Origin of the sequence: Thiomonas sp. 13-64-67 (assembly GCF_002282795.1) — a bacterium.
Classification (GTDB): domain Bacteria; phylum Pseudomonadota; class Gammaproteobacteria; order Burkholderiales; family Burkholderiaceae_C; genus Thiomonas; species Thiomonas arsenitoxydans.
This window is the reverse complement of record NZ_NCKP01000015.1, coordinates 82,753-96,555: the sequence shown is the minus strand read 5'-3', so window position 1 is coordinate 96,555 and position 13,803 is coordinate 82,753. Positions and strand designations below refer to the sequence as shown.

Annotated in this window: 14 protein-coding genes, 1 tRNA gene and 1 riboswitch; of the genes, 2 read left to right on the top strand and 13 right to left on the bottom strand. The window is 62.3% G+C overall.

What is annotated here, in order from left to right; all coding sequences use genetic code 11:
* Positions 1-194: 194 nt before the first annotated feature.
* A riboswitch (S-adenosyl-L-homocysteine riboswitch) is annotated at positions 195-314 on the top strand.
* Positions 315-373: 59 nt separating this feature from the next.
* A complete protein-coding gene (gene ahcY, locus B7X30_RS06300) occupies positions 374-1,792 on the top strand; it encodes an adenosylhomocysteinase (RefSeq protein WP_286729889.1) in 1,419 nt (472 codons plus the stop codon).
* Between the two features lie 5 nt (positions 1,793-1,797).
* Entirely contained in the window at positions 1,798-2,649 is an 852-nt protein-coding gene (metF, locus tag B7X30_RS06295) for a methylenetetrahydrofolate reductase [NAD(P)H] (RefSeq protein WP_465020115.1), read from the top strand.
* Here metF and B7X30_RS06290 read toward each other — a convergent pair.
* The 13 genes from B7X30_RS06290 to B7X30_RS06230 form a co-directional block, all read right to left on the bottom strand.
* On the bottom strand, positions 2,646-3,881 hold the full coding sequence (locus B7X30_RS06290; protein ID WP_286729886.1) for an MFS transporter: 1,236 nt from the start codon (positions 3,879-3,881) through the stop codon (positions 2,646-2,648). The genes metF and B7X30_RS06290 overlap by 4 nt on opposite strands.
* A gap of 137 nt (positions 3,882-4,018) precedes the next feature.
* Positions 4,019-4,294: a DUF4404 family protein gene (locus tag B7X30_RS06285; protein WP_013123769.1), complete on the bottom strand. Its 276-nt coding sequence runs from the start codon at positions 4,292-4,294 to the stop codon at positions 4,019-4,021.
* A 79-nt stretch (positions 4,295-4,373) separates the two neighbouring features.
* Entirely contained in the window at positions 4,374-5,234 is an 861-nt protein-coding gene (locus B7X30_RS06280; protein WP_286729885.1) for an aldo/keto reductase, read from the bottom strand.
* 12 nt (positions 5,235-5,246) lie between these two features.
* Positions 5,247-6,818 (bottom strand): ubiquinone biosynthesis regulatory protein kinase UbiB, encoded by a 1,572-nt coding sequence (gene ubiB, locus B7X30_RS06275; protein WP_013106462.1) that lies wholly within the window; start codon positions 6,816-6,818, stop codon positions 5,247-5,249.
* A gap of 7 nt (positions 6,819-6,825) precedes the next feature.
* Positions 6,826-7,485, bottom strand: a complete 660-nt coding sequence (locus B7X30_RS06270) for a ubiquinone biosynthesis accessory factor UbiJ (protein WP_286729883.1) — start codon at positions 7,483-7,485, stop codon at positions 6,826-6,828.
* A 139-nt stretch (positions 7,486-7,624) separates the two neighbouring features.
* Complete coding sequence (locus B7X30_RS06265; protein WP_286729882.1) at positions 7,625-8,539, bottom strand: Tim44 domain-containing protein; 915 nt, start codon at positions 8,537-8,539, stop codon at positions 7,625-7,627.
* 86 nt (positions 8,540-8,625) lie between these two features.
* Entirely contained in the window at positions 8,626-9,375 is a 750-nt protein-coding gene (gene ubiE / locus B7X30_RS06260; protein WP_286729880.1) for a bifunctional demethylmenaquinone methyltransferase/2-methoxy-6-polyprenyl-1,4-benzoquinol methylase UbiE, read from the bottom strand.
* A 29-nt stretch (positions 9,376-9,404) separates the two neighbouring features.
* On the bottom strand, positions 9,405-9,824 hold the full coding sequence (locus tag B7X30_RS06255) for a gamma-butyrobetaine hydroxylase family protein (RefSeq protein WP_013106458.1): 420 nt from the start codon (positions 9,822-9,824) through the stop codon (positions 9,405-9,407).
* A gap of 328 nt (positions 9,825-10,152) precedes the next feature.
* Positions 10,153-10,228 (bottom strand) — tRNA-Thr (locus B7X30_RS06250).
* A 62-nt stretch (positions 10,229-10,290) separates the two neighbouring features.
* Positions 10,291-10,812: a ClpXP protease specificity-enhancing factor gene (locus tag B7X30_RS06245; RefSeq protein ID WP_286729879.1), complete on the bottom strand. Its 522-nt coding sequence runs from the start codon at positions 10,810-10,812 to the stop codon at positions 10,291-10,293.
* An 18-nt stretch (positions 10,813-10,830) separates the two neighbouring features.
* Positions 10,831-11,442 (bottom strand): glutathione S-transferase N-terminal domain-containing protein, encoded by a 612-nt coding sequence (locus B7X30_RS06240; protein WP_013106447.1) that lies wholly within the window; start codon positions 11,440-11,442, stop codon positions 10,831-10,833.
* Between the two features lie 93 nt (positions 11,443-11,535).
* The gene (locus tag B7X30_RS06235) at positions 11,536-12,342 is read right to left on the bottom strand and encodes a cytochrome c1 (RefSeq protein ID WP_286729877.1); all 807 of its coding nucleotides are present in this window, start codon (positions 12,340-12,342) and stop codon (positions 11,536-11,538) included.
* Entirely contained in the window at positions 12,342-13,745 is a 1,404-nt protein-coding gene (locus tag B7X30_RS06230) for a cytochrome b (protein ID WP_286729875.1), read from the bottom strand. The genes B7X30_RS06235 and B7X30_RS06230 overlap by 1 nt, the downstream gene beginning before the upstream one ends.
* Positions 13,746-13,803: the final 58 nt, after the last annotated feature.

The following is a 13,803-nucleotide window of genomic DNA, read 5'->3' as shown; positions in this document are numbered from 1 at the left end:
GGCATAAACTCAAAACGCGCAATACCGACCCTCGGTCACGTTCACCGCAATGCCGGTCACGTTGCCAGAATCAGCGGTCACGTTCGCCGGAATACGCAATCCACTCCAGCATCAGGCGGTGCGCGAGGGGGGGCAGTCATTTCACGGCCTGCGGTGCGCCTGGCAAACCTGCGGCAAACCGATAGAATGCGTGACTTCCCGAGGAGCGTTGCAACGCACGGGGCGAGTTGTTCGCCGCTGTCGCCAGGCTCGGGTCTTTGATCGCAGGCCGCTACACCTTGCTGGCGGCTTTCCTTCAACGGCGCTCACCCAACCCGTGCCGGGCGCGGGATGCGGTGCGCATCCGTTCCCGGCCACTTTGTTCGGAGTTTGTATGAACGCTGTGGTCGATATGAAAATTTCCCCTGATTATGTAATTGCCGACATCGGCCTGGCCGACTGGGGCCGTCGCGAGATTGCCATTGCCGAGAGCGAGATGCCCGCGCTCATGGCCATCCGCGAGGAATACGCCGCCCGCCAGCCGCTGCGCGGCGCGCGTATCACCGGCAGTCTGCACATGACCATCCAGACGGCCGTGCTGATCGAAACCCTGCAGGCGCTCGGGGCGCAGGTGCGCTGGGCATCGTGCAATATTTTTTCCACCCAAGACCATGCCGCCGCGGCCATTGCCGCTAACGGCACGCCGGTATTCGCGGTGAAGGGCGAGTCGCTCGAAGATTATTGGGAATACACCCACCGCATTTTCGAGTGGACCGATGGCGGCTACTCCAACATGATTCTGGACGACGGCGGCGATGCCACCCTGCTGCTGCATCTGGGCGCACGCGCCGAGACCGACGCTGCGGTGCTCAACCATCCCACCAGCGAAGAAGAGCGCGTGCTGTTCGCCGCCATCAAGGCCAAGCTGGCGAGGGACGGCAAGTGGTATTCCACCCGCCTGTCGCAGATCAAGGGTGTGACCGAGGAAACGACGACCGGCGTGCACCGCCTCTATCAGATGCACCAGCGCGGCGAGCTGAAGTTTCCTGCGATCAACGTCAATGACAGCGTGACCAAGAGCAAGTTCGACAACCTCTACGGCTGCCGCGAAAGCCTGGTGGACGGCATCAAGCGCGCCACCGATGTGATGGTCGCCGGCAAGATCGCCGTGGTCGCCGGTTATGGCGACGTGGGCAAGGGTTCGGCACAGGCGCTGCGCGCGCTCAGCGCCCAGGTGTGGGTGACCGAGATCGACCCGATCTGCGCCCTGCAGGCCGCGATGGAAGGTTATCGCGTGGTGACCATGGACTATGCCTGCGACAAGGCCGACATTTTCGTCACTGCCACCGGCAACTATCACGTCATCACCCACGATCACATGGCCCGCATGAAGAACCAGGCCATCGTCTGCAATATCGGTCACTTCGACAACGAGATCGATGTCGCAGGCATCGAGAAGTACCAGTGGGAAGAGATCAAGCCGCAGGTCGATCACATCATCTTCCCGGACGGAAAACGCATCATCCTGCTGGCCAAGGGCCGTCTGGTGAATCTGGGCTGCGGCACCGGCCATCCGAGCTACGTTATGAGCTCCAGCTTTGCCAACCAGACCCTGGCGCAGATCGAGCTGTTCACCAAGACCGGCGAATACCCTGTGGGCGTCTACACCCTGCCCAAGCACCTCGACGAGCATGTCGCGCGTCTGCAGCTCAGCACCCTCAATGTGCAGCTCACGACCCTGAGCGACCAGCAGGCCGCCTACATCAATGTGCCCAAGGACGGTCCATACAAGCCGGCCCACTACCGGTACTGATGCGCATGGCCTCCGCACAATCGGTTTCTCCTCGGGTCAATCTCAGCTTCGAGTTCTTCCCGCCCAAGACGCCCGAGGGTGCGGACAAACTCCGGGCGGTGCGGCAGCGTCTGTACGCGCGCCAGCCCGAGTTCTGTTCCGTGACCTTCGGGGCCGGCGGCTCCACGCAGGAAGGCACGCTGCAGACGGTACGCGACATCCTCGCCGAAGGCGTGGACGCCGCGCCCCATCTGTCATGCATCGGTGCCAGCCGTGATTCGGTGCGCGGGCATCTGCGCGACTTTCAGGCCGCGGGCGTCAAGCGTCTCGTGGCGTTGCGTGGCGACCTGCCTTCGGGCTACGGCATCGGCGGCGAGTTCCACCATGCCCGCGATCTGGTGGCGTTCATCCGCGACGAAATGGGCAGCGCGTTTCACATCGAAGTGGCCGCCTATCCCGAGATGCATCCGCAGGCCAGAAGCCCGCTCGATGATCTGCAGCATTTCGCCGACAAGGTACGCGCCGGGGCGAACTCGGCCATCACGCAGTATTTCTACAGCGCTTCGGCCTATCGCCGTTTTGTCGACGACGTGCGCGCGCTCGGCCTCGACGTGCCTGTGGTGCCGGGCATCATGCCCATCACCAATTCCAGCCAGCTGCTGCGCTTCTCTGAAGTGTGCGGCGCCGAGATTCCACGCTGGATCAGACTGCGCCTGCAAAGCTATGGCGACGACCGCGAGAGCATCCGCGCCTTCGGCCGCGAGGTGGTCAGCAGCTTGTGCGAAGAACTCATCGCCAGCGGCGCGCCAGGGCTGCATTTCTACACCCTGAACCAGGCCGAAGCCACGCTGGCCGTGCTCGACGATCTCGGACGTTAAGCGTTTGAGGTTAAGCCGCGCCGGCGGCTTCCACTGGCGGCGTGCAGCATCAACGCCGCCAGTGCGAAGCCTGCGCCCGCCAGCGTCACGGCGGGCCAGCCCCCCGCCGTCCACGCATGGCTGGCGACGAATGAACCCACCGAGCCACCGATGAAATACAGCGTCATGTACACGGCGTTGATGCGGCTGCGCGCGGCGGCGTCCAGGGCATAGATGCGGGTCTGGTTGGCGATCTGCGCGCCTTGCACGCCGGCGTCGAGCACCAGCACCCCGGCGATCAGCCACCACAGCCCGTGCGTGCCCGGTGCGAACAAGGCCCACGACAGCACGGTGAGCGCCAGCGCGATAAACAGCACGCGGCGCGGCCCGCCCGGCTTGTCGGAATAGCGACCGGAGATCGGCGCCACCGTCGCGCCCATGATGCCCAGAATGCCGAAGGCGCCCACCACCGCCGGGCCGAAGCTATAGGCCGGGCTTTGCAGCAGCGGCGTGAGTCCCACCCAGAACACGCTGAAGCTGGCGAAAAACAGCCCGCCGGTGATGCCGGCAAAACGCAGATCGCGATGCAGGGCGAACTGCTTCAGGGTGGAGCCGAGCAGGGCGGCATAGCTCTGGTCTGTGGCGTGGGCATCAACCGGCAGACGCGGCAGCACGCGCCAAAGCATGATCCACATCCCAATGTTCACCAGCGTGGCGAAGGCGAACACCGCTTGCCAGTTCAGCAGCGCCGCAATGCCGCCAGCCAGCACCCGACCCCCCAGAATGCCCACGAGCAGACCGCTCATCACCAGGCCGATGGCCTTGCCGCGCGCCTGCGGCGGCGCGAGGTGCGCCACCATGGGAATGATCTGCTGCGCAATGCTGGAGAGCATGCCGATGGCGAACGAGGCGGTGGCGAGCAGCAGCACGCTGGGCGCCAGCGCAGCGCCGATCAGCGCGGGCACGAGCAGCGCAGCCATGATGAGAATCACCTGGTGCCGCGCATGCCGGTCGCCCAGCGGGCCGAGGAACATCAGCCCCGCGGCGTAGCCGATCTGCGTGGCCGAGGGCACGGCCGCCACACCAGCCACGGTGGTGTGAAACTGCCGCGCGAACTGCTCCAGCAGGGGCTGGGCGTAGTAGATATTGGCGACCGACACCCCACAGGCCACCGCCATATAAGCAATGAAATGGCGCGATAGGGGCGGATGTGCGCAGAGCTGGGGGGCAGCGACGGAGACGTTTGCAGACATGGTGAATTTTGCGAATGCACCATTGTCGCGGCGCATCAAAAAGGCCGCTTGTCGGGGGACTTCACTCCGGCCCGCTCGCCCCTGCGTTTTCTCAAAAACGCCGTGCAAAGACTCAGCCCGGCGGCGGGTGCGAGTCTTTACAGCCCTAGGCCGAGCAGCAGGCTGCGCAGTTCGCGCAGGACCAGATCGACATTCGGGTGCTCGGCGGCGAAACGGGTGGCCAGGGTTTGCGCCTGTTCCGCGAGATCGTCGTTCGGCGCGGGAGCCGATTCAGTCTGCTTGCGTTCGAGTGCGGCCTGAATGTCGCGATCCAGGGTCTGCAGCAGGCTCTTGAGCTCGGGGTCGATGGCGGGCTGCGATTGCAGCACGGTGTGCAGGCGCTGCAGGGTGTCGCGGATTTGTGTATCAGACATGATGTAGTTGATTGCAGGAGACTAAGGCATTGTGCCCAGACGCGGCAGGCGCGGCAAGCAAATAGCTCAAACCTAGCTGTCAAATCATCGCCAGAGGCTGTTTATGGCTCGGCGGGGCAAAGGCGGCGTCCAGCGCTTGCAGATCGCTTGCCGAAAGTTGCAACTCGGCGGCGGCCAGATTGTCTTGCAGGTGCGCGGTACGCACGGCCTTGGGGATGGCAATGACCTCGGGTTGGCGCAGCACCCAGGCCAGCGCCACCTGAGCCGCGCTGACGCCGAGCCGCTGACCGATCGTCTGCAACACGGGATGGCCGCCGAGCGCGCCTTGATCAATAGGGCTGTAGGCCATGAGCGGTAGCCGGTGGCGCGCCTGCCAAGGCAGCAGATCGAATTCCACGCCCCGAGCGCCCAGGCTGTAATAGACCTGATTGGCGGCGCAGGCCGATCCGCCTGGCAGCGCGAACAGCTCTTCCAGATCAGCCACATCGAAATTGCTCACGCCCCAGTGACGGATCAAGCCGCGGCGCTGGAGTTGGGCAAACCCGGCCAGCGTTTCAGCCAGCGGGTACTCGCCGCGCCAATGCAGCAGGTACAGATCGATGCGGTCGAGCTTCAAGCGCTGCAGGCTGCGTTCGCAGGCTTCGATCACCCCGCGGGCGCTGGCATGGTGCGGGTACACCTTGCTGACGATGGTGAGGTCTTCGCGTTGCGCCTCGCCTGCGGCAAACGCCTGCCGCAGCGCCTCGCCCAGCATGCTCTCGGCGCCGCCTTCGCCGTACATCTCGGCGGTGTCGATCAGGCGGTATCCCATGCGCAGCGCTTCGCGCACCGCAAGGATTTCATCGGCGCGCACCTCGGCGCGTTCGCCCATACGCCAAGTGCCCAGACCCAGTGCGGGGATGGTGCTACCGTCGGGCAACGTGCGTTGTGGCATGAGCATGGCGGAGGAGCGTCAAAACAAGAGTTGTAGCCAGTGACTGTCCACCGCGGCGAGCAGCAGTACCGCCACGATGAAGCCGACGACAAACGCCATCAACGTCTGCAGCAGGGCATTAGTCCGCCGCTGTTCCTGCAGCAGCTCGCGCAGCACGGGGTCGTCGCGCTTTTCCTGCGCCAGCAGGGCCTGATGCAGCAGACGAGGGATTTCTGGCAGGTATTGTGCGTAGCGGGTCGATTCGTTCTTGAGCTTGTCGCGGAAGGCAGGCCAGCCCACCTGGCTTTTCATCCATTTTTCGAGAAAGGGCTGCGCTGTCGTCCAGAGATCGAGATCGGGGTCTAGCTGGCGACCCAGCCCTTCGACGTTCAACAGTGTTTTTTGCAGCAGTACGAGCTGGGGCTGGATTTCCACCTTGAAGCGGCGCGAAACCTGAAACAGCCGCAACAGCACCTGGCCGAGAGAAATGTCTTTCAGCGGGCGGGCGAACTGCGGCTCGCAAACGCTGCGCACCGCCGCTTCGAGTTCATCGATGCGGGCATCGGCCGGCACCCAGCCCGACTCCACATGCAGTTCGGCCACGCGCTTGTAATCGCGGCGGAAAAAGGCAATGAAGTTCTGCGCCAGATAGTCTTTATCGAAGTCGGACAGGGTGCCGACAATGCCGAAGTCCAGCGCGATATAGCGGCCGAATGTCTCGGGCTGCAGGCTGACCATGATGTTGCCCGGGTGCATGTCGGCATGAAAGAACCCGTCGCGGAACACCTGGGTGAAAAAGATATCCACCCCGGCCTTGGCCAGTTGCTTGAAGTCGACGCCGGCCGCACGCAGCGCGTCGACACGGCCGATTGGCACGCCGTACATGCGCTGCATCACGATCACGTCGCTGCGGCACAGCTCCCAGTGCATTTCGGGAATCAGCAGCAGGTCGAGCGAGGCCATATTGCGCCGTAGTTGCGTGCCGTTGGCCGCCTCGCGGACCAGGTCGAGCTCGTCGTGCAGGTATTTGTCGAATTCGGCCACCACTTCGCGCGGTTTCAGTCGCTTGCCCTCACTCCACAGCCGGTCTACCCAGGCTGCCATGGTGTGCATCAGCGCGAGATCTTCATCGATGACTTTGTGCATGCCCGGACGCAGCACCTTGACCGCCACCTCGGCGCCGCCCTGTTGCAAGGGCAAGGTGGCGAAATGCACCTGTGCGATCGAGGCGCTGGCCACCGGCTTGCGCTCGAAGGTAGCGAACAAGGTTTCGATGGGTCTACCGAACGAACGCTCGATGATGGCTACGGCGACCTCGGAGTCGAACGGGGGCACGTTGTCCTGAAGCTTGGCGAGTTCGTCGGCGATGTCGGGCGGCAACAGGTCGCGGCGGGTGGAAAGCACTTGGCCGAATTTGACAAAAATCGGCCCCAGACTCTCCAGCGCCAGACGCAAACGCTCGCCGCGTGGACGATTGAGCGGACGCCCGAAGCTGAGCACGCGGGAGAGCCGACGCAGCCAGGGATGGCGAAAGCTCGACAGCGCCATTTCATCCAGACCGTGGCGCAGGATGACGGAAACAATCTTCAGCAGGCGGAGCAGGCGGCGCATCGGTCGTTCAGTTCTCGCGGGCGCTCGATTGCTTGCGCAACAGGGCAAGACGCTTTTCCAGCCGTGCGGCTTGATCGCGCAATTCGCGCACTTGTTCTTGCATTTGCGCCAATTCGCCGCGGCTGACCAAAGCAAGCGGGCTCGCGGCAAACCAGTCGCGCGCATCGTCGTGGGCACGCGTCCAGGCTTGCTGTCCCTGTGCCGCCAGCTTTTGCCCGGCCCGGGAAATGCGGTGCGCAGGAATATCGCCGACGAGTTGCGCGAGATCGTCTTCAGCATCCCAGCGCACATGCGCCATCAGCCATGACAGCGTCTGGGCCAGCTCGGCGTCCCCGGTGATGCGGGCGCCCGTCAAATTCAGCGGCGCGCGCTTGGCGATGGCCTCACGCAAGGCATCCACATCGAGGGTGATGTGCAGGTCGGCCTCATCATTACCGAGCGCTGTAGACGTTGCAGTGCGCAGCAAGCCTTGCGGTTCGATCTCCCATGGCAAATCAATACCCAGCGCAGTGAATACCACCGTCTTGCCTGCATGGGCGCCAAGCTTGCCCTGAGCGCGTGGGTCGGATGCGAGCAGATGATTGAGCGCTGGCAAAACCAGGTACTGCAGTCTGCGCACCAGCGAAGTGCGATCGGGAATCAGGGGCTGAAAGTCGGGAATGCGCATGAGGAATGGCGTTTAATGACGCATTCTAGGAGCCTGCCTCCGTTGAGAGGTTTGGCCGCGCAAGCGCTGCATGAAAAACGCCGCAGCGCTTGCGCGGCTGCGGCGTAGAGTGAAAGCGCAGCAGGGTAGATTCGGTGCGTCAATTCAACTGCTGAATACCGGCCAGTTGCCAACCGCTGGAGCCATCGCGAGGTTTCACCAGGTTCCACACCTCGCGCACCGGGCTCGCGCCACCCCAGGTTTCTTCGCGCACCAGACCGGAGAACTCGACACTGGCAACGTATTCAGTCGGGGTTTCTTCCAACGCGAGCAGCGAGGCTTCGAGGGTCACGATTTCCGTTTTGTTGGGCGTCATGCCGCGTTGTTGCAGATCGGCAGCCAGGGCGTCGTACATCTCGGCGGTGGTGAAGGTTTTCAGGCTGTTCAGATCAGCCGCATCCCAGGCTTGCTGCAAGCGGATGTAGTGCTGCTTGGCGCTTGCCAGAAACCCGTCGCGATCAAAATCGGCCGGAATGCTCGCCCCACTTGCGGTTTGCGAACCGGCACCAGGCGTCCACTGCGCCGGCATATGCGTTTCGACGCCCAGCGGAGCCTGCGCATAGCCCTGCGAAGCGCCTGCATATTGCATGGGCTGGGCGGACTTGTCAGTGCTGGACTTGCGACGCAGCAGATTGAAAATCCAGAACGCGGCCAGCGCGAGCAGACCGATCATCAGCGCCGAGCCGAGGAAGGAGCCCAGCGCGCCGCCGAAGCCGAGTGCGTGGAACAGCGCGGCAAGACCCAGACCGGCAGCCAGACCCCCCAGAATGCCACCCCAGCGGCTGGGCTGCTTGGCGGGCGGCGTGGCCGCGGCCTGCTGACGCGTGGCGGCGGGCGCGGCTTGTTGCGGCGGTGCCGCTTCGCGCTGCGTAACGGCATTGCTCTGCCGCCCCATGCTCTTGCCGCCGCCCATACGTTTGGCATGCGCATCGACAGCGCTCAGTGCAAGACCCAGAGCGAGAGTCAATGTCAGGCCGAAGGTCAGAAGGGTGCGAAGCAAGCCAGTCGTTTTCATGCAATTTCCAGAAAGTCGAGAAGAAGTGACATTTTGTTACCAGATCGGTGGAAAAGTTCAATGCGCGCGTTTTGCATTGCGTCAGCTCAAAATTTTTGCCCGATATGTAGCGCAACGACGCCAGCTGTCAGGTTGTGCCAATCGACATGACCGAAACCCGCTTCACGCATCATGCCAGCGAGGGTTTCCTGATCCGGGTGCATGCGGATGGATTCGGCCAGGTATTGGTAGCTCTGCGGGTCGCCCGCAACCATCTTGCCCAAGCGCGGCAAAACCTGGAAGGAGTAGAGGTCGTAGGCCCCGCGCAACGGCGCCCAGGGCTTGGAAAACTCCAGCACGAGCAATTTGCCGCCCGGCTTGAGCACACGTTGCATCTCGCGCAGCGCCGCATCTTTGTGGGTCATGTTGCGCAGGCCGAATGCCACGCTCACCAGATCGAATTGCGCGTCCGGGAAGGGCAGCTTCTCGGCGTCGCACAAGACCGTCGGCACCAGCACACCAGAGTCGATGAGCCGGTCTCGGCCCGCCCGCAGCATGGAGCCATTGATGTCGCTCATCACCACTAGGCCAGTGGGCCCGACCTTGCGGGCGAAAGCGCGCGACAGATCGCCGGTTCCCGCAGCGACATCCAGCACGCGCTGACCTGGGCGCACACCCGAGAGGGCAATGGTGAACGCCTTCCAGACGCGGTGCAGGCCGCCACTCATCAAATCGTTCATCACGTCATAGCGCGACGCGACCGAATCGAACACACCCCGCACGCGCTCAGCTTTTTCATCTTCGGCAACCTGCTGGTAGCCGAAATGGGTGGTAGAGGTGGATTGGGTATCGGACATGGGAAGCTCAATGCGAGGGTCAGTAAGGCTCAGTGAGACGAGCAGTGGTGTGCGTTGGACGTAGCCTCAGGCATGGGCGCGTCGCGGTCGGCACCGGCAGCCTGTAGGCGGTTCAGATAGTCGGCCCAGAGCGACTCCTGGTTTTGCCCCAGGAAATGCAAATAGTCCCAACTGTAGATGCCGCTGTCATGGCCGTCCGAGAAGTGCGGCTGGATGGCGTAGTTTCCGACCTGCATCACACTATCGATCTCGACGAGACGCTTGCCAGTCTGCAAGGTTTCCTGCCCAGGCCCGTGCCCGCGCACCTCGGCAGACGGCGAAAAGACCCGCATCAGCTCAAACGGCAGCAGGTATTGGGTTCCGTCGGCATAGGTGAGTTCGAGCACGCGAGATAACTTGTGCAGAACGATGGCCTGAGGCCAATCGGTGCGAGGGGTGGGAGAGGGCATGAGCAGATACCGAACTGGAACAAGCATATTGTCTCTCAGAGTCGCCAACAGCATTTGCCCCCTGCGGCAGGCATGGGCGGTTCAGGTGAAGAAGAGATGAGAGAAAAAGAGAGAGACGAAAAACGGAGGCGAAAAAAAACCCAGGTCGATGTCGACCTGGGTGAATTGCACACTCCCTGAAAGAGCCAGTAAAGGCTCAGTCACCATTTGATACAAATTGAGACGAGTTGTCCAGACAATTTTTTATCCGACTTGTTCATGCTGGAATTACGCGTGCATGCGCACTGCCTGGCATCAGGCAGCATGGACTGGAATCCCAAACGGAGATTGGTGCCGACTATCCGAATCGAACGGATGACCTACCGCTTACAAGGCGGTTGCTCTACCAGCTGAGCTAAGTCGGCGTAGGCGCTGTTGAGCGCCGGGTTGCGTGGGCCGGTTATCCGGTGACCTTGAGGCCGCCGGACTACTTCACGCGGGTCAGATGCGCTCCGCCGGGGCGGGGGGCGCCGGGGGGCGGTTCGGAGGAAGGTTCTTCCGATTCCGATGCTTTGGATTTTACCGGCTGCAGCCGCGTGGGCTTGCTGGCTTTAGCCGGTTCGTCCTGGTCTTCTGCGGCGGGCGCGTTGTTGGCTTCACCGATCTCGGCTGATTCGTCATCGGTTTCGACCGGAAAGGCCATGCCTTGGCTGTTTTCCCGCGCATAGATGGCTGAGACTTGACCGATGGGGACAAGAATGTCTCTGGCCACGCCGCCGAAACGTGCCTTGAAGCGAATTTCATCGTTGCCGATGTTCAGCGCGCTGGTGGCGTCGAAGCTGATGTTCAGCACGATTTCACCGTTCTTCACGAACTCCATCGGCACCCGCGCACCAGCCCCGACCTGTACGGCCAGGTAGGGGGTCAGACCATTATCCGTGCACCATTCGTACAGGGCGCGGATGAGGTAGGGCTTGGTTGAGCCGATGTTTTGCGAATCGCTGTTCATCACGGTGCACCGAACTGCTTACTTGCGCATGATCTTTTCGGAGGGCGTGAGCGCCTCGATGTAGGCGGGGCGCTGGAAAATGCGCTCGGCATACTTGGCCAGCGGCAGCGCCGACTTGGGCAGATCGATGCCGTAATGATCGAGGCGCCACAGCAGCGGGGCGATGGCCACGTCGAGCATGGAAAAGTCTTCGCCCAGCATGTATTTGTTTTTGAGGAATACGGGTGCGAGCTGCGTCAGGCGGTCGCGAATGGCGCTGCGGGCCTTTTCGAGCGCTTTTTCGTTGGACTTGGTGGCGCGCGATTCGAGTGTCGTCACGTGTACGAACAGTTCCTTTTCGAAATTGAACAGGAACAGTCGCACGCGGGCGCGGGCCACCGGATCGCCGGGCATGAGCTGCGGGTGCGGGAAGCGCTCGTCGATGTACTCGTTGATGATGTTGGATTCGTACAGGATGAGATCGCGCTCGACCAGGATGGGCACCTGTCCGTAGGGATTCATGACGCTGACGTCTTCGGGTTTGTTGAACAGGTCGACGTCACGGATTTCGAAATCCATGCCTTTTTCGAACAGCACGAAGCGGCAACGCTGCGAAAACGGGCAGGTCGTGCCGGAATAGAGCACCATCATGAATGCAGACTCCTGAAAGACGAAACGGGGTGGCAGTGCCACCCCGGCGATGCGGATTGGGCTGCGCGCCCGGGGTGCGGGCGCTAGCCAGAGTTAGGTGACATCTTTCCAGTATTCGGATTTCAGCTTCCAGGTCATGAAGCTGAACAATCCCAGGAAAATGAGCACGATGACGCCAAGGCGCTTGCGGAACAGTTGATCGGGTTCGGCCATCCACTGCATGTAGGCGACGAGGTCGGCAACCGTCGAATCATACTCGGTTGTCGATTCCGACCCTTTCGTCAGCTGGGTGTAGCCGACGAAAGTCTTGAGCTTGATGGCCGGATCGGCGGGGTCGGGGCCGACCTGGAAGTTGGCGGCGCGCTCACCCTGCAACATCCACAGCGGGTTGGGCATGCCCACGCCGGGGAAGACCAGATTGTTCCAGCCGGTCGGCCGCGTATCGTCGCGATAAAAGGTGCGCAGATAGGTGTAGAGATAGTCCGTGCCGCTGCCGCGATGCGAAGCCAGCGCCTTGGTGATGATGGACAAATCGGGCGGATTGGTGCCGAACCACTTCTCCGCCTGAACGGGTGTCATGGCCACACGCATGGTGTCGCCAATCTTCGCATCGCCGAACATCAGGTTGTGCTGAATCTGGTCGTCTGTCAGGCCGATGCCGCGCAGGCTTTCATACCGCATGTACTTGGCGGAATGGCAGCCGATGCAGTAATTGACGAACAAGCGGGCGCCGTTTTGCAGCGCCAGCACATTGTTGACCCGGTAGGGGGCATGATCGAGCGGAATTTCTTGCTCTTCCGAGGCGGCGCTGGCGGCGCCTTGCAGCATCAGCCCGAGTAGCAACCCCAGGCACAGACGTCGCAGAAGCGGGTGCAGGAAGGAGGTCATGGTGGCGGGCATCAGTGGGCTTTGTAGGTCAGGCGTTGCGGCACGGGTTTGAATTCCCCCAGGCGGCTCCACCACGGCATGAGGAAAAAGAAGCCGAAGTAAAGCAGGGTGCAGGTGAGCGCCACGGCGTAGGCCACGGGCGAGGGCGGCTGGATGCCGAAGTAGCCCAGCACCACGAAGTTGATGGCGAACAGGGTGTAGACGGCCCGGTGCCAGGTGGGGCGGTAACGGATCGACTTGACGGGCGATTTGTCGAGCCAGGGCAGGAAGAAAAAGATGATCACGGCGCCGCCCATGCTGACCACCCCCCAGAACTTGGCGTCTACCGTGGCAAGCGCCCAGAACAGCAGGCCGCCGCCCACGGCAAACGAAACGGCGCGGCCGGGTTTGCCGCGGTTGCGCCACAGGGCAAACAGCGTGGCCACGACCACCACGCCCATCCAGATGTGCACGGTGTTGCTCGTCGTCGCGCGCAGGATGGAGTAGAACGGCGTGAAGTACCAGACCGGGGCGATGTGCGGCGGGGTTTTCAGCGGGTTGGCCGGAATGAAGTTGTTGTGCTCCAGGAAGTAGCCGCCGAACTGCGGCGCGAAGAACACCACGGCACAGAAAATCATCAGGAACACGGACAGCCCGAACAAATCGTGCACGGTGTAGTAGGGGTGGAACGCCACGCCGTCACGCGGAATGCCGCGGCCGTCTTTGTTGTCCTTGATTTCGACGCCGTCCGGGTTGTTCGAGCCGACCTGGTGCAGGGCGATGATGTGCGACCCCACCAGGCCGATGAGCAGCAGCGGAATGGCGATGACATGGAAGGCGAAAAAGCGGTTGAGCGTGACATCGCTCACCACGTAGTCGCCACGAATCCACACCGCCAGATCGGGGCCGATGTAGGGGATGGCGGAGAACAGGTTGACGATGACCTGCGCGCCCCAGAACGACATCTGCCCCCACGGCAGCAGGTAGCCGAAAAAGGCCTCGGCCATCAGGCTCAGAAAGATCAGGCAGCCGAAAATCCAGATGAGTTCGCGCGGGGTGCGGTAGGAGCCGTAAATCAGGCCGCGGAACATGTGCAGATACACCACGATGAAAAACGCCGAGGCCCCGGTGGAGTGGATGTAGCGAATCAGCCAGCCCCAGTTGACATCGCGCATGATGTATTCGACCGAACCGAAGGCCAGCGCGGCGTCGGGCTTGTAGTTCATCACCAGGAAAATGCCGCTGATGATCTGAATGGCCAGCACCACGATGGACAGTGAGCCGAAGTAGTACCAGAAATTGAGGTTTTTCGGCGCGTAATACTCGGTCAGGTGCGCGCTCCACAGCGAGGAGAAGGGAAAGCGCTTGTCCACCCAGCCGCGCAGCCCGCCGTGTTCGGGGGCGGCGTGCGCGCCGTGCAGCGATTGATCGGCCATTGAGGTGTCTCCTGTTTGTTTTGTGGGGAGGGTGCAGCGGGAGGAAAATCGGGAGGAA